This is a genomic window from Amycolatopsis sp. NPDC051372, from assembly GCF_040682095.1.
In the GTDB taxonomy this organism is placed as follows: Bacteria; Actinomycetota; Actinomycetes; order Mycobacteriales; family Pseudonocardiaceae; genus Amycolatopsis.
Genome location: NZ_JBFBAF010000008.1, coordinates 243233 through 261608 on the forward strand (window position 1 = coordinate 243233; position 18376 = coordinate 261608).

General features: G+C 70.4%; 15 protein-coding genes. 13 read left to right on the forward strand and 2 right to left on the reverse strand.

What is annotated here, in order from left to right:
- Positions 1-57: 57 nt before the first annotated feature.
- Positions 58-1533, reverse strand: coding sequence for a sialidase family protein (locus AB0M56_RS15135; protein WP_364175592.1), 1476 nt, complete (start codon positions 1531-1533; stop codon positions 58-60).
- A 313-nt stretch (positions 1534-1846) separates the two neighbouring features.
- Here AB0M56_RS15135 and AB0M56_RS15140 point away from each other — a divergent pair, with 313 nt between their 5' ends.
- Complete coding sequence (locus tag AB0M56_RS15140; RefSeq protein WP_364175595.1) at positions 1847-4699, forward strand: BTAD domain-containing putative transcriptional regulator; 2853 nt, start codon at positions 1847-1849, stop codon at positions 4697-4699.
- A 4-nt stretch (positions 4700-4703) separates the two neighbouring features.
- On the opposite strand, the gene AB0M56_RS15145 is transcribed toward AB0M56_RS15140, so the two are convergent.
- Positions 4704-5321, reverse strand: a complete 618-nt coding sequence (locus tag AB0M56_RS15145) for a LuxR C-terminal-related transcriptional regulator (protein WP_220239241.1) — start codon at positions 5319-5321, stop codon at positions 4704-4706.
- 206 nt (positions 5322-5527) lie between these two features.
- Here AB0M56_RS15145 and AB0M56_RS15150 point away from each other — a divergent pair, with 206 nt between their 5' ends.
- From AB0M56_RS15150 to AB0M56_RS15205, 12 genes are all read left to right on the forward strand, one after another.
- Positions 5528-6559 (forward strand): YcaO-like family protein, encoded by a 1032-nt coding sequence (locus tag AB0M56_RS15150; RefSeq protein WP_364175600.1) that lies wholly within the window; start codon positions 5528-5530, stop codon positions 6557-6559.
- 135 nt (positions 6560-6694) lie between these two features.
- Complete coding sequence (locus tag AB0M56_RS15155; protein ID WP_364175724.1) at positions 6695-8338, forward strand: sulfatase-like hydrolase/transferase; 1644 nt, start codon at positions 6695-6697, stop codon at positions 8336-8338.
- A gap of 46 nt (positions 8339-8384) precedes the next feature.
- Positions 8385-9011: a TetR/AcrR family transcriptional regulator gene (locus AB0M56_RS15160; protein ID WP_364175603.1), complete on the forward strand. Its 627-nt coding sequence runs from the start codon at positions 8385-8387 to the stop codon at positions 9009-9011.
- A 154-nt stretch (positions 9012-9165) separates the two neighbouring features.
- Positions 9166-10005 (forward strand): alpha/beta hydrolase, encoded by an 840-nt coding sequence (locus AB0M56_RS15165; protein ID WP_364175606.1) that lies wholly within the window; start codon positions 9166-9168, stop codon positions 10003-10005.
- Positions 10006-10324: 319 nt separating this feature from the next.
- The gene (locus tag AB0M56_RS15170; RefSeq protein WP_364175609.1) at positions 10325-11050 is read left to right on the forward strand and encodes a class II aldolase/adducin family protein; all 726 of its coding nucleotides are present in this window, start codon (positions 10325-10327) and stop codon (positions 11048-11050) included.
- Positions 11051-11177: 127 nt separating this feature from the next.
- Positions 11178-12041 carry an ABC transporter permease gene (locus AB0M56_RS15175; protein WP_364175612.1) on the forward strand — a complete coding sequence of 288 codons (864 nt, stop codon included), beginning with the start codon at positions 11178-11180 and terminating at the stop codon, positions 12039-12041.
- Positions 12042-12069: 28 nt separating this feature from the next.
- Positions 12070-12852 carry an ABC transporter ATP-binding protein gene (locus tag AB0M56_RS15180; RefSeq protein ID WP_364175615.1) on the forward strand — a complete coding sequence of 261 codons (783 nt, stop codon included), beginning with the start codon at positions 12070-12072 and terminating at the stop codon, positions 12850-12852.
- Positions 12853-12963: 111 nt separating this feature from the next.
- Complete coding sequence (locus AB0M56_RS15185) at positions 12964-14010, forward strand: ABC transporter substrate-binding protein (protein WP_364175618.1); 1047 nt, start codon at positions 12964-12966, stop codon at positions 14008-14010.
- A gap of 166 nt (positions 14011-14176) precedes the next feature.
- A complete protein-coding gene (locus AB0M56_RS15190; protein WP_364175621.1) occupies positions 14177-14950 on the forward strand; it encodes a GntR family transcriptional regulator in 774 nt (257 codons plus the stop codon).
- Positions 14951-15059: 109 nt separating this feature from the next.
- Positions 15060-16004 carry an alpha/beta fold hydrolase gene (locus AB0M56_RS15195; RefSeq protein ID WP_364175624.1) on the forward strand — a complete coding sequence of 315 codons (945 nt, stop codon included), beginning with the start codon at positions 15060-15062 and terminating at the stop codon, positions 16002-16004.
- On the forward strand, positions 16001-17392 hold the full coding sequence (locus AB0M56_RS15200) for a dihydroorotase family protein (protein ID WP_364175626.1): 1392 nt from the start codon (positions 16001-16003) through the stop codon (positions 17390-17392). The genes AB0M56_RS15195 and AB0M56_RS15200 overlap by 4 nt, the downstream gene beginning before the upstream one ends.
- Positions 17389-18372 carry an LLM class flavin-dependent oxidoreductase gene (locus AB0M56_RS15205; protein ID WP_364175629.1) on the forward strand — a complete coding sequence of 328 codons (984 nt, stop codon included), beginning with the start codon at positions 17389-17391 and terminating at the stop codon, positions 18370-18372. Before AB0M56_RS15200 ends, AB0M56_RS15205 begins: the two co-directional genes overlap by 4 nt.
- Positions 18373-18376: the final 4 nt, after the last annotated feature.

Sequence of the window (18376 nt, forward strand, 5' to 3'; positions counted from 1 at the left end):
CCACGACCACCCTCAGCCCCTTTTTCGGTGGCGCCGCGTCAGCGGCGGCACGCGAAGTCAGCCGCAGTGCCCCAGCGGCGCGTCGAACTTCACGGTGCCGACCGAGCCGCCCCACGTCACGCACTTGCCGGCCGCCGAAGCCGTGACCGGCCCGGCGAACCGGGAAAACGAGCCGGAGTCCGTCTGCTTCGTCCCGCCCTGCACCTGCAGGTACGCGGTGGTCTGCGACGGCGTGCCCGCGCCGGAGTTCTTCATCGTGCTCACGCAGTTCTTGCCGGTGGACGCGTTGTAGGACAAGTACACCGTCCCAGCGGTGCCGAGCGAGCCCTGGTCGATCACGCCGTAGCCCGAGCCGCACGCGGGCGCGCCCAGGTCCGCGTCGGTGAACTTCGCCCAGCGGATCGCCGCGCTGGAGTTGCCCTGCGGGCCGCCCTCCAACAGCACGCCGGCCGAACCGGTGCCGAGCGAGACGAGGTCGGAGTACGCCGCGTCCTGGCTCCACACCAGGAACCCGTCGGTGTCACCCAACCAGCTGCCGCCCTCGTCGAACGACGAGCGGATGCGCAGCGCGTGGCGGTGGTCGCACACCGACGGCCCGGCGAAGATCAGCCGCGTGTAGGCGCCGCCGGTGTCGGTGGCGCTCATCGCGAGCGTGGACCCCTGCACGTCGGGCGTCTTCGCCAGACCCGGCTCGGTCACGAACTTCTGGCTGAACGTCAGCCCGCCGTCGGAGCTGATCGCGTACGCCCGCTCGACGGTGGAACACATCGTCCCGGCGTTGTTGCGCGCGGAGGCGTAGATCTTGCCGTCGGGCAGCTCGGTGAGGCTGATCTCCTGCGGGTTGAGGGTGCTGTTGTTCGTGCTCGCGTCGGTGGCGCCGCGGTGCCAGGTCGCACCGCGGTCGTCGCTGTAGATGATCGCGCCCGTGTCGGGCGCGGAGCTGTTGACCTGGTAGCTCATGCCGGCGACCAGACGCCCCTTGTGGGCACTGCGGGTGAGCACCGAAGCGTGCGACGGCCCGGTCGCGAGCCAGCCCGGCGCCGCCGCGAAGCCGAGCTGCGTGGTGAGCACCTGAGGCGCGGCCCACGTGGAGCCGTTGTCCTTGCTGACGCTCACGCGGGGAACGCGGCCGCACGCGGCGTGCGGGGCGACGCACTGCATCACCGACAGCAGCACCACGCGGCCGTTGGGTTCGTCCACGGTCGGCGGCACGACGACGGGCGTGGGGTTGCCCTTCACATCGCCGAAGCCCTGGATCACGATCTGCAGCGGGCCCCACGTGGAGCTGCCCTTGGCCTGGCGCTTCATGACCAGGTCGATGTCGCCGGTGTCGGCGCAGCTGTTCTTGCGGCCCTCGGCGAAGGCGAGCAGGTCGCCGTTGTTGGCCTTGACGATGGCGGGGATGCGGAAGCACGAGTAGCCGCCGGTGCCGGCCTGGTACACCACCGTGCTGGCCGCGTCGGCCGACGCGGCGGGGGTCGCGCCCGGCACCACGGCCGCCGCGGCGAACGCCGTCGCCCCGGCCACTGCCATGAGCAGTCCTCGTGCGACACGTCTCAGATTCACTGTCGGTCTCCGTCCTGGGGGCCGTCCCCGCGATCACGGGGCGGCTGCCGAAAGTGCTCCCAGGCTCCGGCGCGGTCGTACACACGCCGTACAACCGCACGCACAATCGCTTTTGTACCAAGGAGAACTGTTTGCCCGGCGGTGACCTGGCCGTGATCGTCCCACGTCCTACCTGCGGGACCGTTGTCCTGTCGGCAGGGCGCTCTCGCGGACCCGCGCTGTAACGGGCGCTACGCTCAACAGGAGACGTGCCCGCAACCGGTGAGCGAGGGAGGAACCGGTGAGCGAACCCGGTGCCCCCGTCGGGGTCCGGTTCGAGCTGCTGGGACCGCTGCGCGCCTGGCGCGGTGGCCACGAGCTCGCGATCGGGTCGCCGGCGCAGAACCTGCTCCTGGCGGTGCTGCTCGCGCGCGCCGGCCAGCCGACCGGGGTCGACGAGCTCGTGGGCCAGCTGTGGGACGACCAGCCGCCGGCCAGCGCCGTGAACGTGATCCAGCGCTACGTCGGCGCCCTTCGCCGGCTCGTCGAGCCCGACCTGCCCGCGCGTTCGCCCGGCCACTGGCTCGTGCGCCACCCCGGCGGCTACGGCCTGCAGGTCGACGCCGCCTCCTCCGACCTCGTCGAGTTCCGCGCCCGCGTGCAGCGAGCGCGGCGCGCAGAGAACGCCGACGACGCGCTCGCCGAGTTCAACGCCGCCCTCGCCCTGTGGCGCGGTCCGTGCGCGGCCGGGCTGATGATGCCCGGGCGCGCCCGCGCGCTGCTGGCCGGCATCGACCAGGAGGGCCTGGCCACGGTCGTCGAGGCCGCCGACGTCGCCCACGCGGCCGGGCGCCCGCTGCAGCCGTTGCTGCTGCACCTGGAGCGGGCCGTGAAAGCCGATCCCTTCAACGAGACCGTGCACGCCCGGCTCATGCTCGCGCTGGACTCGGTCGGGCGCCGGGCCGCGGCGCTCGAGGTGTACCGCGAGATCCGCAAGCGGCTGGTCGACGAGCTCGGCGTCGAGCCCGGCGCGGAGCTCACGCGCATGCAGCACGACGTGCTGACGCAGCAGGCCGAGGAGGTGCCCGCGGTCCGCGCGCCGCAGGCCCGGCCCGTGGTGCGCCCGGCGCAGCTGCCGCCGGACCTGCCGACGTTCACCGGCCGCCGCGACCAGCTCACCCGGCTCGCCGGGTTGTTCGACTGCGCCGCCGAGCGCCGGCGCGTCACCGTCGCGGTGATCGACGGGCTGGCCGGCACCGGCAAGACCTCGCTGGCCATCCACCTCGCGCACCAGGTCGCCGAGCGCTTCCCCGACGGGCAGCTCTACGTCAACATGCGCGGTTTCGACCCCACGGGTGCCACCGTTGACCCGGCCGACGCGCTGCGCGGATTCCTCGACGTGCTCGGCATCGAGGCCACGCAGGCGCCCTCGGGTCTCGACGCGCGCAGCGGTCTCTACCGCAGCCTGCTCGCCGGGCGCCAGATGCTGGTGGTGCTCGACAACGTCCGAGACTCCGAGCAGGTCCGGCCGCTGCTGCCGGGCAGCGCCGGGTCGGCCGTGATCGTGACCAGCCGCAACCGCCTCAGCGCCCTGGTCGCCACCGAGGACGCCGACGTGCTGACGCTCGACACGCTCTCGTCGTCGGAAGCCCGCGAGACGCTCGTGCGCCGGCTCGGCGAGGAGAAGGTGGCGGCCGAACCCGAGGCCGTGGAGGAGATCATCGAGCTGTGCGGCCGGCTGCCGCTCGCGTTGGCGATCGTCGCCGCGCGCGCCCGGACGCACCCGCAGTTCTCGCTCGCCGACATCACCGCGAAGCTGCGCGCCACCCAGGGGACGCTGGAGGCGTTCCGCGGCGACAGCGCGGGCGACGTGCGCACGGTGTTCTCTTGGTCCTACCGCGTACTCGAACCCGGTGCGGCGCGGCTGTTCCGCCTGCTGTCGCTGCACCGCGGCGCCGACTTCTCGACCGCGGCGGCCGCGAGCCTCGCCGGGGTGCCCCTGCCGCAGGCGCAGGACCTGCTCGAAGAGCTCACGCGCATCCGCTACCTCAGCGAGCACCGCCCGGGGCGCTACCTCGCCCACGACCTCGTGCGCTCGTACGCGATGGAGCTGCGCGAGCAGACCGACCCGGCCGACGAACAGGCCGACGCCCTCGCGCGGCTGGTGAACCACTACCTGTGCAGCACCCACGGCGCGTACCTCGCGCTGAACCCGCACCAGCTGCCGATCGACCCGCCCGTGCTGGAGCCGGGCGTGACCGCCGACCTCGCGCGGGGCTACGGCGAGGCGATGGAGTGGTTCGAGGCCGAGCTGCCCGCGTTGACACTGCTGATCCGGCAGATCGCCGGAGTGCCGCGCCTGGCCGGCAACGTGTGCAAGCTGGTGCTGAGCCTGCAGCCGTACTACCAGCGCAGCGCCCTCTACCACGACTGGGTCACGCAGGCGGAGCTCGCGTTGCGCGTCGCCGTCGGCACCGGAGACCTGGCGGCGCAGGCCAACGTGCACCGCAGCCTCGCGGGCGCCTACCACTTCGTCGAGCGCTACGACGAAGCGCTGGAGCACCTCAACCGCACCGCGGAGCTGTTCGAACAGCTGGGTTTGGCGGCCGATCAGGCCTACGTGCACAGCAACTTCGGCACGGTGTTCGCCAAGCTGGGCCGGTTCAACGCGGCCCTGGAGCACCACGAGCGCGCGTTCGAGCTCTACCGGGCCAGCGGCAACGTCAAGGGCGAGGCCATCGGACTGGAAGGCATCGGCCGCTGCCTGAGCGAGATGGGCGGCAACGCCGAGGCCGTGCCGCTGATCCTGCGGGCGATGAAGCTGTACGAGGACATCGGCGACCGCAACGGCGAGGGCAACTGCTGGAGCACGCTGGCCACGGCGTACGGCTCGCTCGGGCACCTCGACCAGGCGATCGACGCGTGGCGCCGCGCCGTGACCTACTACCGCGAGCTCGGGAACCGCTCCGACGAGTCCGACTCCCTCGTGGCGCTTGGCGACGCGCTCAACGCGGCGGGCGACCCGGAAGGCGCGGAGAAGGCGTGGCGCGAGGCGCTCCACGTGCTCGACGCGTTCGGCATGCCCGCCGCCGACGACGTGCGGCTGCGCCTCGGCGACCCGGACTCGCGCGTGGTGTCGCCGCCAGGCGCGTGAGCGGTCAGATCAGGCCTTCGCGGATCGCGTAGGCCACGGCGTGGGCGCGGTTGCGCAGCTCCAGCCGGACGGTCATCTTGCTGATGATGTTCTTCACCGTGCGCTCGCTGTAACCCAGCTGGTTGGCCACTTCGCCGGCCGAGAGACCGTCGGCGAGGAAGCGCAGGATGTCGGTCTCGCGGCGGTCGAGGCGGTTCTGCCGGGCCGCCGCGTGCGTCAGCCGGCGCACCTGCGTGCTCAGCCGCTCGACGGGGTCCGCCGGGTGCGCGCCGGCCGCGTCGATCACGGCCTGCGTGACGGCCTCGCTGCGGCTGGTCGTCTTGTCCAGGATCGTGACCACGCGGTGCTGGGCGAGCTCGGTGATCGGCAGGTCGTCGAGCCGGCCGATGACCAGCACGGACGGGATGTCGAGCGTCGCGGCGACGCGTTCCAGGATGTCGCGCGTGCGCGGCGTGAACCGGTCGGTGACCACGAGCGAGACCTCGGCGCCCATCGGGCGCGTGCGGTCGACCACGGCTACTTCGGGCTTCCCGTCGAAGTAGCTTTCGAGGCACGCGCGCGTGAGCGCGTCGGAGACCGAGAGCAGGGTACGCACGGTTCCGGTCCGCAGGGTCTGGTTCATGCTGCCAGCATGCGCGAGTGGACTGATCAACTACTCCGGGCGCGTTCAGTCGTCGTTCAGTGGCCGCGCAGAGCACCCCGCGGTGGTGGCCGTTCGGTCACGCGTGCGGGAAAGTGCTCGACTCACCGGCGGTGATCGAGTTTGATGCGGGCAGGGGGCAGGTGGGTCCTTCTCAGGACCCCGGACGACGAGCTGGTGCGAACAAGATGGACGACGTTTTGGCCGAGGTGGCCGACCTGGGGCTGACCGCGAAGCTGACTCCGGTGGCGGGCGGGATCGCCGCCGTGTGGCGCTGTGACCTGCTGCGCGACGGCGTGGCGCTCTCGGCCGGGCCGGGCTACGGCGCGGGTGCCACCGCGGAGCGTGATGCCGTGCTCGACGCGCTGACCCGCCGGTTCGGCGGTGCTGCCTGGCTGCGCCCGGCCGACGTTCGCGCGGTGCCGGCGCCTGAGCTGGCGACGGGCCCGCTGGCTGCCGACGAGACCGTGTGCTCCCTGGCCCGCTACACCGACCTGCCCGTCGGCACGCTCGCGTACCGGCGGCTGATGCCCACCGGCCTCGGCCCGGTCGCCGCCGTGCCGGCCGTGCTCGCGATCACCGACTACGGCCGAGCCGGGCACCTGCTGCTGCGCCACTCCGTGGGCGACGTCGTGGGCTACGAAGCGCTCGGCACCCGGCCGGCCGCCGCTTCGTGGGGCGCCGCGACGACCAGCCCCGAGGCGACCGTGCGCGCGCTGATCGGCCTGCTCGACCACAACGCCCACGAGTCGATGCTCGCCGGTGCCCGCCCGGCGCTGCTCGACCCGGCCGGCCTGCCCCCGGACCTTTCCGCCCTGCTCGCCTCCGCGTCGCTCGCCGCGGGCGGGCCCGTGCGCGTCGCCGACCTCACGCCCCAGCTCGGCGTGCCCGCTTACCTGGCCGGCGACCGCGCCGCCTGGGGCGCCGGCGTGTCGTTCAGCCGGCGGTGCGCCCTGACCGACGCGTTGACCGGCTTGCTGCGCCGTCGCGCCGCGACCCCGGCCGCCCGGTACCCGGCCCTGGCCGAGGCCGCGGAATTCGTGCCGTTCCGGGAGAACAACCTCTCCGGTACGGCGCCGGAGCTGCTGGCCGAGCTCCTGGACAGCCTCGCCGCGCGGGAACTGACGGCCTACCTCCGCGAGCACCACACCGGCCGGGTGTCGGTGGTCCACGTGTTGGTGCCGGGGCTGCGGTGCCGGGAGGGGCTCACTTCGGTGTGATCCGGGGCAACCCGCTGAACCGCTCGGCGTTTCCGTCCGTGTAACGAAGAGGAGCACCGGCCGCCGTGCCGGTTTCGGGCGGAAAGGAACCCCGTGTCACTTTTCACGCGCACCGACGACCGCGAGCTGTCCGGAGTGGAGGATCCGGACCCCGCGCCGCCGGAGCGCAGCCGGGCGCGGCGCGTGACGGCGGTGGTGCTCACGGTGCTGGCGTGCCTGCTCGTGTTGTTCGCGTTGGTGGCGCCGAACAACCTGGGGGAACTCTCGCCCGCGGCGTTCGTCCGGATTCCGGTGGAGGCGCTGGTCGTCACGGCACTCGCGCTGGTGCTGCCGCCGCGGTGGCGGCGCGTGCTGGCCGGCGTGGTCGGCGCGGTGCTCGGCGTGCTGACGGTGCTGAAGCTCGTGGACATGGGGTTCAACGAGGTGCTCTCGCGCCCGTTCGACCCGATCTTCGACTGGAGCTTCGTGAGCGCGGGGCTCGACTTCCTGCGTGGTGAGGTCGGCGGCGCCGGGGCGATCGCCGCCGCGGTGGGCGTGGTGCTGCTGATCCTGGCGGTGGTCGTGTTCACGACGCTCGCCACGATGCGGCTCACGCGCCTGGCGGCCGGGCGGCGCACGGCGTCGACGCGCGTGGTGGCGGTGCTCGGGGTCGTGTGGATCGTCGCGGCGGTGTTCGGGGTGCAGCTCGCGCCCGGGCAGCCGATCGCGTCGCGCAGCGCGGCCGCGCTCGCCTTCGACGACATCCGGCAGGTCGGGACCGACCTGCACGACAAGCAGGACTTCGCGGCGCAGCTGGCCGACGACCACTTCGCCAACACTCCGGGTGACCAGCTGTTGCAGGGGTTGAAGGGCAAAGACGTGCTGCTGACCTTTGTGGAGAGTTACGGCCGCTTCGCGATCGAGGGCTCCGACATCGCCCCGGCCATCGACATCCAGCTCGATCAGGAGACGAAGAGCCTGCAGGCGGCCGGGTTCGCGGCGAAGAGCGGGTTCCTGGACTCGTCGACCTTCGGCGGCGGCAGCTGGCTCGCGCACTCGACCGTCCAATCGGGAACGTGGGTGGACAACCAGCAGCGCTACAACGACCTCCTGGCGAGCAACCGGCTTTCGCTGACGCGCGCGTTCGGCAAGGCCGGCTGGAAGACGGTCCAGGACGTGCCCGCGCACACGATGCCGTGGCCGGAAGGCAAGTACTACGGGTTCCAGCAGTACTACGACTTCCACACCGTCGGGTACCAGGGCCCAGGCTATGCGTACGCCACGATGCCCGACCAGTACACGCTGTCCTTCCTGCAGCGCACCGAACTCGCCGCGCAGAACCGCAAACCCGTGATGGCCGAGGTCGACTTCGTGTCGAGCCACGCGCCGTGGTCGCCGCGTCCGTCGCTTGTGGACTGGAACAAGGTCGGCGACGGCTCGATCTTCGACCCGCAGCCGGCGATGGGCGAGGACCCGGAGCAGGTGTGGAAGGACCCGAACCAGATCCGCGACGCATACGGCAAGGCGATCCAGTACACCCTCTCGACACTGACGTCCTATTTGGAGACCTACGGCCACGACAACACGGTGCTGGTGTTCCTGGGCGACCACCAGCCGCCCGTCGTCACGCCGGCCGGGGTCACGCACCAGGTGCCGATCACCATCGTGGCGAAGGACCCGGCGGTGCTGAACCGGGTGTCTTCGTGGAACTGGACCGACGGCATGCGCCCGGCGGCCAACGCGCCGGTGTGGCGCATGGACACCTTCCGGGACCGGTTCCTGACCGCGTTCGCCAAGTAGGCGGCCGGTCGCTGCGCGCCGTGCGGCCATCGGGGAAGCTGTCGGGGTGGAAGACGAAGCGGCGGAACGGACGGGCTATCGGCGGTCGGCGGGGTCGCCGCGCGGGGAGGCGCGGCGGCGCGAGCTGCTGGCGCGCGTGACGGACGACCTCGCCGTGAACGGCCTCGTCGACTTCTCCCTCCGGCGCGCGGCGCGGGCGGCCGGTACCACGCACAAGGTGCTGCTCTACCACTTCGCCGGCGCGGAGGACCTGCTCGCGCAAGCCGTGTTCGCGTTGCGCGACCGCCGGATCGGCAACGCGCTCGCCGCCATGTCCGACGGCGCGAAGCAGCGCACGCTCGCCGGCCGTGTGCGCGTGGCGTGGCAGACGCTGCGTGACGAGGACCCCGGTCTGCGCCGAGTGCTCGACCAGGCCGTGGGGCTCACCATGTACGACCCCGAGCGCTACGCCGACCTCGGCCGCGGTTCGACGCGGCAGTACCTGAACCTGCTGGTGTCGTTCTGCCCCCAGCGGTGGCCCGAGCAGCGCAAACGGGAGGTGGCCGAGCTCGTACTGGCGACGTTGCGCGGGTTCGTCGTGCACCGCCTGACCAGCGACGATCCCGGCGGAGCCGACGCGGGCTTCGCGGCGCTGGAGCGGGCGCTGGAGCGGGAGGAAGCAGCGGGAGAGTGAGCCGCTCGGGCGGTTTCCCGGGGCGGCGGGACTGGACGCGTTTGCGAACCACGTGGTTCACTTCTGGTGGGGCGAACGACCGGGAGGTCCGCATGTGGTGTCGGCGAGCACGGTTCGGGGAGTTCGGCGATCCGTCCGCGGGGGAGGCGGGCGAATGAACGAGATCGAGCTGTCCGCGGGGACGATCGAGTACGAGGACACGGGCGGCCTCGGGCCGGTTCTGGTGTTCCTGCACGGGTTGCTGATGGACTCGTCGCTGTGGGCCGAGACGATCGCGGACCTCGCGGGGGAGTACCGGTGCGTCGCGCCGACGTTGCCACTCGGGGCGCACCGGAAAGCGATGCGGCCCGACGCCGAGCTGTCGATGCCGGCGCTCGCGCGGCTGGCGGGGGAGTTCTTGGCACACTTGGATCTTCGTGAGGTGACGCTGGTCGGCGTGGACACCGGTGGGGCGCTCGTGCAACTGCTGATGGCCGGGGAAGCCGGCCGGGTGCGGCGGGTGGTGCTCGCGTCGTGCGACGCGTTCGACAACTTCCCGCCGGGGTTGACGGGGAAGACATTGTTTCTCCTGGGCCGGTTGTCGCCGGGGTTGTTCGGGGCCTTCATGCAGCAGATGCGGCTGAAAGCCCTCCGCCGCTTGCCGATCGCGTTCGGGTGGCTCACGAAACGGGGCGACGCGGCCGTGGTCCGGTGGCTGCGGCCCCTGCTGAAAGAGTCCGGGATCCGCCGCGACACCGTCCGCGTGCTGCGGGCCGCGGCGGCCGAACCCGGGATCCTCGTCGAAGCCGCGGCGCACCTGCCAGAGTTCGACCGTCCCGCGCTGGTGGTGTGGGCGAGCGAGGACCGCGTGATGCCACCGGAACACGGGCGACGGCTGGCCGGGCTACTGCCGAAGGCACAACTGTCCGAAGTGGATGACAGCTTCACCCTGCTGCCGCTCGACCGGCCGGCCGAGCTGGCCCGGCTTATCGGCGAGTTCGCGCGCACCACCTGAGCCTCACTGTCCACAAAGGTCACTTCGCGGCCATCGGGCCCGCGCCGGTCACTGTGCGTGGTCTTGGTGGCCGCGATCGTGCTCTCGACGCGCTTTCCCATGTTGACGTCTGTCCCGTCGCGACTCGATCGGGAAAATCGGAAGCGTTACCTCAGATGATGGCGCCGGGCGGCGCGGAGGCCTAACCTTCCCGCAGCAACAGCCCCACCCCGCACGCCGGCCGCAACTCCGTGGCCGGTTCGCGACCTGGAGATACTTCCGCTGTGAAAGTGTTTCCTTTATCCTGGATCCAATCGCCAATCCGAGAGGAAGGGCTTTCATGATCGATTCCCAGGCCGACACCGTCGCCGACCGAGTACGGGCCGATCTCGTCACCTGCACCAGCTTGCTCGTGTTCAAGGGTGTCCTCGACTACAGTGGCCACCTCTCCGCGCGGGTGCCGGGCACCGACGACCGCATCTTCATCCAGCCGCGCGACGCGAGCCGGGCGGCGCTGCGACCCGAAGACCTGCTGGTCGTGGACCTGGACGGCAACCTCGTCGAGGGCGAGCTCCCGCCGCCGGCCGAGACGGCCATCCACACCGGTGTCTACCGCGCGCGGCCCGAAGTGGACTTCATCTGCCACGGCCACCCCACGCTGTCGACCACCTTCACCATGGTCGACCACCCGTTCCTGCCGATGCGCCACTTCGCGTACAAGTTCCCCGACGGCCTGGCCGTGCACCCCGACCCCACGCACATCCGCTCGCGCGAGCAGGGTGACGCCGTGGCGAAGACTCTCGGCGACGCCGGCGCGTGTCTGCTGCGCTCGCACGGCACGGTCGTGGTCGCGAACCGCATCCAGGAACTGCTGATGGACTGCCTCGACCTCGAGGAGAACGCCCGCACGCTCCTCATTGCGCGCCAGCTCGGCACCCCGCTGCCGCTCACGCCCGAAGAGATCGTGCAGGTCGCCGAGAGCTACGACCGCGGCGGGCACCGCCCCGGCAAGCTCTGGGACCACTACGTGCACCTCGGCCGCCGCGCCGGCGTGCTCGCCGCCTGACCACACAGGACAGCTCCACACAGGACGCAACACCGTCGGCCGGGGAAAACCGGCCGGTGGTAGTCGTTGTGCGCATCCTTGATGTCGAATGGATCCAGGCTCCAACTGACAACCGGAGGAGGTCACGGTGTCCCTCACCGAAGACACGAGCTTGGCCAGTTCGGCCCCGGACCGGGCCGGACCACCGGCCGCGCCACCCAGGAAGTTCCGGATCCCGTGGAACGCGAAGGTCCGCCGGCGGGTGCTGCCCGTCGCGTCGGTCGTGGTGTTCCTGGGCGTGTGGCAGATCTTCGGCGCGCAGGTCAACCCGATCCTGCTGGCCACCCCGTCGGCGGTCGCCGCGTCCTTTGTGGACATCATCGGCAACGGTGAGCTCGGCGCGGCCTTCCTGCGGGCGATGGAGGTACTCGCGGCGGGCTTCGGTCTCTCGGCCGTGGTCGGCATCGCGGTGGGCGTGTGGATGGGCCGGCGCGAAACCGTGTCGCGCGTGCTCAACCCCTACGTCAGCTTCTTCCAGGCCACGCCGCTGATCGCGCTCACGCCGCTCGTGGTGATCTGGACGGGCATCGGGTTCACCTCCGAGGTCACGATCACCTTCCTGCTCGCGGTGTGGTCGATCATCATCAACACGGCCGAAGGCACCCGCACCACCCCGGCGATCCTGCTCGACATGGCGAAGGTCTACCGGGCGGGGGAGTGGTCGGTGGTTCGCCACGTCGCGATGCCCAACGCCGTGCCCTACATCTTCGCCGGCCTGCGCATCGCGCTGGCCAAGGCCCTGATCGGTGTGATCATCGGCGAGATGGACATCAGCCTCAAGGGTCTCGGCGGGCTGATCCAGAACTACGGCGACTCGTTCCAGACCGCGCCGCTGCTCGCCTCGATCATCAGCTCCTCGATCGTCGGCGTGATCGGCACGATCGTCCTCGAGGTCCTGCGCCGCAAGCTCGCCCCGTGGTCGTCCAACGCCTCGGCCCACACCCGCGTCTGAACCCGGCACCGTCAATGAAAGGTTCGCCATGAGCGCACCCACGGCCTGCATCGAGATCGAGCACGTGTCCAAGCGCTACCAGCGCCCGGGCCGCAAGGCCGAGAGCTTCCTCGCCGTCTCCGACGTGCATTTCGACATCCGCCAGGGTGAGTTCATCTCGCTGATCGGCGCCTCGGGCTGCGGCAAGACCACGCTGCTGCGGATGATGTCCGGGCTCATCCCGGTCGACGACGGCCAGATCCGCATCAACGGCAACCCTGTGCAGGGCGTGCCGGGCTCGATCGGGTTCGTGTTCCAGGAGCCTGCGCTGCTGCCGTGGAAGACCGTGCGCGAGAACATGGTCTTCGCCTTGAAGGCCAAGGAGCTCCCGCCCGAAGAGGTCGACGCCGCGATCGCCGCGAAGCTCGAGATGACGAGCTTGCAGGACTTCGCGGGCTACTACCCGTCGGCGCTGTCGGGCGGCATGCAGCAGCGCGCGGGCCTGGCCCGGGCCCTGGCCTGCGACCCCGATGTGCTCTTCATGGACGAACCCCTGTCCGCGCTCGACGCCTTCACCCGGCGCCGGCTCCAGCAGGACATCGCCACGATCATCGAAGGCATCGGCGCGACCACGGTGCTCGTGACCCACGACGTAGACGAGGCCGTGTTCTTCTCCGACCGCATCGTGGTGATGGGCACCTCGCCCGGCTCGGCCCGCGACGTCGTCGAGGTCCCGTTCCCCAAACCGCGGACGCACGCGGAGCTGCTCGGCGATCCCGAGGTGGCGAAGCTGCGCGATCACGTGCTGGGCATCGTGCTCGGCCTGCACTGAAGTTCCCGCACTGAAGTTCCTGCACTGGAGCACCACGCTCGAACCGCTCTCCCAACCCCCATTTCCCTCCCCACCCCACCGTCAGATCCAGTCCAGAAAGGAGGGTCCGCGATGTCCGCTCCCTCTTCGCGGCGGCGCCGCACGGCGCTCGTCGTCGGCGCGATCGCCGCGCTCACCGTGTCGCTCACGGCCGCGTGCGGCTCCGGCGACGCGGCCACCGGCACCGGCGACAAGCTGCCGACCTCGGCCGACGGCACGCCGAACCTCAAGGGCACCACCATCCGGATCGTCACCGGCGCCGCCCCCGCCATCGAGGACACCAAGATCGCCCTCGTGGCGCAGGTGCTCAAGAGCTGGGGCGCCGACGCGACGATCGTCAACCAGACCGGCGACCCCTCGGCCATCCGGGTGCTGCTCGCCGGCGACGCCGACATCGGCACGCTCGCCGTGTCGTCGTCGATCAACTCGGGCCTGAAGATCTTCGGGCCGAGCCAGCCGCGGCTGGACTACCACTTCATCGGCGCCCCTTCGCTGAGCTCGATGAAGGATCTGCCCGGCCACGTCTACGGCACCTCGAACGTCCACGGCGTCGAGGCGCTGATGTTCGCCGACCTGCTGGCGAAGAACAACATCGACCCCAAGGCGGTCACCACGACCGTGGCCGGTGGCGCGTCGGTGCGCGTGAGCGCCATGCTCACCCACCACATCGACGCGACGTTCGCGCACGCCACCGACGTCTCGAAGCTGACCTCGGCCGGCTTCCACGACCTCGTGACGATGTCGAAGACCGCGCCGGAGCTCGCGGACTCGTTCCTCGCGACCTCACCGCAGTGGCTCGCGAGCCACGGCGCGCTGGCCGTGGCGATCGACCAGGCGTGGATCAAGGCGGCGCAGATCTTCAACACCGACAAGGACCAGTGGGTCAAGGCCGCGGTCGCCTACGCCAAGGCGGACGAGAAGGAAGCGTCGAGCACCTACGACGCACTCAAGGCAGCGGACACGTTCCCCGCTTCGAAGGACGCCTACTCCGAGGCTTCCGCGAAGGTCCAGGAGGATCTGGCCAACAAGGTCGGCGCGATCACCAAGGCACCGGCCACGTCCGTCTGGGTCGACACCGCCACGTGGGACAAGGCGACGGCGGCCATGAAGATCAACTGATCCACCTGGTCGGCAACGGAAAGACCCGGTGAAAAGTGCCCAGTGGGAAAGGACTCGTCCGGGTCGGTCCGATAATGGATCCAGGATACGATTGTCCGGCAAAACCAGGACGAATGGTAACCGCTTGACGGCCGGCGCACGCCGGTCGAGGGGAGGCTAGGTCACGATGGCTCAGCGTCAGTCCGGAGGAGTCGGCGGCGGTACGGGAGGCGGCACCCCGGAGGGGGCCGCGATCACCGGCCGCGCCAGCTTCGACGAGGTCGTGTCGCGGTTGTCGAGCGGCTACCGTTCGATCGGCGACATGGTCTACGAAGTCCTGCGCCAGGCGTTGCTCTCCGGGGCGTTCGCCCCCGGGGAGCACCTCCGGCAGGAGGCGCTGGCCACCGCGATCGGGGTGTCCCGGCTCCCGGTGCGGGCCGCGCTGCTGCGGCTCGACGCCGAGGGGCTCGTGGAGTTCCACCCGCGCCGCGGCGCGGTGGTCAAGACGCTGACGGCCGAACAGCTCGTGGAGATCTACGAGCTGCGCGACCTGCTCGAGACCCACGCGCTGCGCAAGTCGATGAAGACGATGACCGCGGACCGGATCGCGAGCCTGCGCCGCAACGCGGAGCTGCTCGACGCCGAGGAGGAGGGCGAAGGCTTCCTCGACGTCCGCGTGCGGTTCTACCGGGAGCTCTACGACGCCGAGCGCAATCCGCGGCTGGTGGAGCTGATCGAGGATCTGCGCAGCAGCGTCGGGCGGTACCTGCTCGGCTGGCGGGTGTCGGGCAGCCGCAGCCACCACGGACGCCACACCACGCTGGTCGACCACGTCGAGCGCGGTGACGTCGAGAAGGCCGAAGCGGCTCTGCACGACCACCTTCGCGAAGTGAGCGAAGGCGTCGCCAAGATCCTTTCCGGCGAAAGCGATCGCGAACCCGAAAGCGAATTCCCCGCGTAACAGAATCCTTTCTCGCAAATCGAAAAAAGCGTTGTCGGCAAACCCGGCCGAATCGCCGGGCAGGTACCCCCTGCCCGGAAACCGGCGGGCAGGAGTGAACGGAAACGGCATGCGAACTGACGAGGTCTCCTGGTTCAGCGACGGCGAACGCATCAGCGGGCTCTGGCGCACCCCGGACGAGGGCGACGGGCCCTACCGCGTCGTCGTGCAGGGCCCGGGCTGGATGGGTCTGAAGGACGCGAAGCTCTACGTGCGCTACCACCAGGCGCTCACCGACGCCGGTTTCGCCGTGCTGGTGTTCGACTACCGCGGCTTCGGTGGTTCCGAGGGCGATCCGGAGCGGCTCTCGCCGGCCCGCCAGCTTGCCGATCTGCGCAGCGCGGTCACCTACGCCGAGGCGCGGCCCGACGTGCTGCCCGACTCGATCGGCGTGTTCGGCAGCGGCGGCACGGGCGGGGGCAACGCGGTGCTGCTCGCGGCCGTCGACCCGCGGGTGCGGGCGGCGGTGAGCCAGCTGCCCGTCGCCGACGGCGGCGACTGGCTGCACCGCATGCGCAGCGAGTACCAGTGGCTCGACTTCCTGGCGGAGCTGGACGCCGACCGGCGCGAGCGGACGCTGCACGGCGTGGGCAAGCTCGTGAACCCGCGCGAAGAGATCATGGTGCCGACCTCGGAACGCCGCGCCACGAGCGTGAAATCCGATGTGGACGGACGCGTGCCGAAGCAGGTACTCCTGTCCGCGGCGGAGGAGATCATCGCCTACCGCCCGGCCGAGGCGGCGGCGACGCTGACCACGCCGCTGCTCGTGATCGGCGTGGAGAACGACGCCACCACGCCCACCGACCACGCGGAGCGGATCTACGAAGCCGCGCGCGGGCCGAAGGAACTGATCATGCAGCGGCACACGAGTCACTACGCCGCCTACGACAAGTACTGGACCGCGACGACGCCCCGCATCGTCGCGTGGTTCGAGGAGTATCTCCGCCCGGCCGATGTGGTCGTGCGTTCGAGCCGGCCGGGCGGACACCCGGCCGTAGTGGAGGTGAAGGCATGAGCATCGATCTTCGCGTGAGCGGTGGCCGGGTCCAGTTGCCCAGCGGCGCCGTGGACGGCGACCTGCTGGTGAACGAGAGCAAGGTCGTCGGGGTCGTATCCGGCTCCGTCGAGATCGCCGACGTCGGCCGCACCGTCGACGCCACCGGGAAACTGGTGCTGCCCGGCATGGTCGACGTCCACGTGCACACCCGCGAACCCGGGTTCGAGCACAAGGAAGACATCTACACGACGTCGCTGCAGGCGGCTGCGGGCGGCGTCACCACGATCTTCGGGATGCCGAACCTGAATCCCCCGACCACCACCGCGAAGACGCTGCGCGAGGTGTTCGACCTCTACGCCGAGAAGTCCATCGTGGACTGGAACCACAACCCGGCGGCCACGCAGCCCGACGAGATCGCGCCGATGGCCGCGATGGGCGTAAACGCATACAAGATCTACATGGTCGTGGACACCGGCCGCACCTACCCGCACCCGGCCGGCACCGGCATGCACGGGCACGGCGACCTGCTGCGCATGATGGACACCATCGCCAAGACGGGTAAGCGCTTCATCATCCACCCGCACGACCAGTCCTTGATGGACTACATCGAGGGCGAATACCTGGCTCGCGGGGAAAACACGCCGCAGGGCTACGCGTCGGCCTACGCCGCGCGCAACGGCGTCATCTGGGACACCGCGATCGAGGTAGTGCTGCGCCTGGCCGAGGCGTCGGGCTGCAAGGTGCACCTCGCGCACATCCAGACGCGCCGCTCCGTCGAGGCCGTGCGCCGGGCCCGTCAGCACGGCGTGGACGTGACGTGCGAGGTCAACCACTGGCTGCCGTTCCTGTCCACTTGGGACGATGTGGAGAAGCTCGGCCCGTACGCGCTGTCCTACTGGGTGCCCGACGACGGCCGCGAAGCCGTGTGGGAGGGCCTTCGCGACGGCACGATCGACATGTTCTCCTCCGACCACGCGCCGCACACGCGCGAGGAGAAGGAGATCGGCTGGACGCAGATGTGGAGCTCCCACACGGGAACCCCCGGCATCCAGTACTTCTACCCGCTCGCGCTCGACGCGGTGAACAAGGGACTGCTCACGCTCGACCGCGCGGTGGAGCTCGTCGCCGGCGCGCCGGCCGCGAAGTTCGGCCTGCAGGGCGTGAAAGGCGCGCTGACCCCGGGCTGCGACGCGGACTTCGTGATCGCGGACCTCGACGCGCCCTGGACGATCACGAACGACGGCGTGCTGTCGAAGATCGGCTGGACCCCGTATGACGGCCGGCAGCTCACGGCCGGCATCGAGCAGACCTACGTCCGCGGCACCGAGGTGTTCGCGGGCGGCAAGGTGACCGGCGAGGCCGGGCACGGCAAGCAGGCGGTGTCAGGAAAGGTGCAGAACGCATGAAGTTCGGACTGCTGCTCCCGCATTTCGGCGAGCACGCCTCGCGCGACAACGTGCTCCAGGGCGCGATCATGGCCGAGAAGGCCGGGTTCGACTCGGTCTGGGTGCGTGACCACCTGGTGTTCGAGCCGCACGGCGAGATGGAGAAACCCAACCGCACGTTCTACGACGCGCTCACCACGCTCACGGCCATCGGCGCCGTGACCGAGCGCATCGAGCTGGGCACGGGTTCGCTGATCCCGTTCCGGCACCCGCTGGTCACGGCCCTGATGACGGGCACGATGACCCAGCTGTTCGGCCCGCGCGTGATCCTCGGGTTCGGCGCCGGCACATTCGACCACGAGTTCGAGGCCATCGAGTGGGGCGAGCGCGACCGCGTGGAGCTCGTGCGCTCCAACGCCGAGATTTTCAAGCGCGTGTTCACCGAGAACGACGTGACCTACTCGGACGCGAACTTCTCGTTCAGCGACATCACGATCGAACCGAAGCCGCTGGGTGGGCGGGTACCGTTCTGGTACTGCGGTGCCACCCCTCGTTCGGCCCGGCTCGCGGTCGAGTTCTGCGACGGCTGGATGCCGGGCCGGATCTCGATGGCGACGCTGGACAAGCGCGTGACGACCATGCGGGAGCTCTCGGACCAGGCCGGGCGCACGATGCCGACCGTGGCCGTGATCCCGCCCACGTCGATCGAGCGCACGTACGAGGAAGCGGTGAAGCACGTGAACGTGCCGGGCCTGCTGGCCTGGGCGAACAAGGCGAAGTTCGCGGTGAAGCCACCGTCGGGCACATTCGAGACCGTGAAGGATCTCTCAGGGCAGCTCATCGTCGGGACACCGGAGGATGCTCTGGAGGAGATCGACCGCTTTGCCGCGACGGGAGTGGAGCACCTGGTGTTCGACTTCCGGTTCAAGTTCGATCGGTGGTTCGATCAGATCGAGCTGCTCGGGTCGGAGATCATCGGCAAGGTGAACGCGGGCGTCTGAGAAG

Coding starts and splice junctions, on each gene's coding strand:
- AB0M56_RS15135 (WP_364175592.1), bottom strand. CDS start 1,533: ATGGCAGTGGCCGGGGCGACGGCGTTCGCCGCGGCGGCCGTGGTGCCG.
- AB0M56_RS15145 (WP_220239241.1), bottom strand. CDS start 5,321: ATGAACCAGACCCTGCGGACCGGAACCGTGCGTACCCTGCTCTCGGTC.
- AB0M56_RS15150 (WP_364175600.1), top strand. CDS start 5,528: ATGGACGACGTTTTGGCCGAGGTGGCCGACCTGGGGCTGACCGCGAAG.
- AB0M56_RS15165 (WP_364175606.1), top strand. CDS start 9,166: ATGAACGAGATCGAGCTGTCCGCGGGGACGATCGAGTACGAGGACACG.
- AB0M56_RS15170 (WP_364175609.1), top strand. CDS start 10,325: ATGATCGATTCCCAGGCCGACACCGTCGCCGACCGAGTACGGGCCGAT.
- AB0M56_RS15180 (WP_364175615.1), top strand. CDS start 12,070: ATGAGCGCACCCACGGCCTGCATCGAGATCGAGCACGTGTCCAAGCGC.
- AB0M56_RS15185 (WP_364175618.1), top strand. CDS start 12,964: ATGTCCGCTCCCTCTTCGCGGCGGCGCCGCACGGCGCTCGTCGTCGGC.
- AB0M56_RS15190 (WP_364175621.1), top strand. CDS start 14,177: ATGGCTCAGCGTCAGTCCGGAGGAGTCGGCGGCGGTACGGGAGGCGGC.
- AB0M56_RS15195 (WP_364175624.1), top strand. CDS start 15,060: ATGCGAACTGACGAGGTCTCCTGGTTCAGCGACGGCGAACGCATCAGC.
- AB0M56_RS15200 (WP_364175626.1), top strand. CDS start 16,001: ATGAGCATCGATCTTCGCGTGAGCGGTGGCCGGGTCCAGTTGCCCAGC.
- AB0M56_RS15205 (WP_364175629.1), top strand. CDS start 17,389: ATGAAGTTCGGACTGCTGCTCCCGCATTTCGGCGAGCACGCCTCGCGC.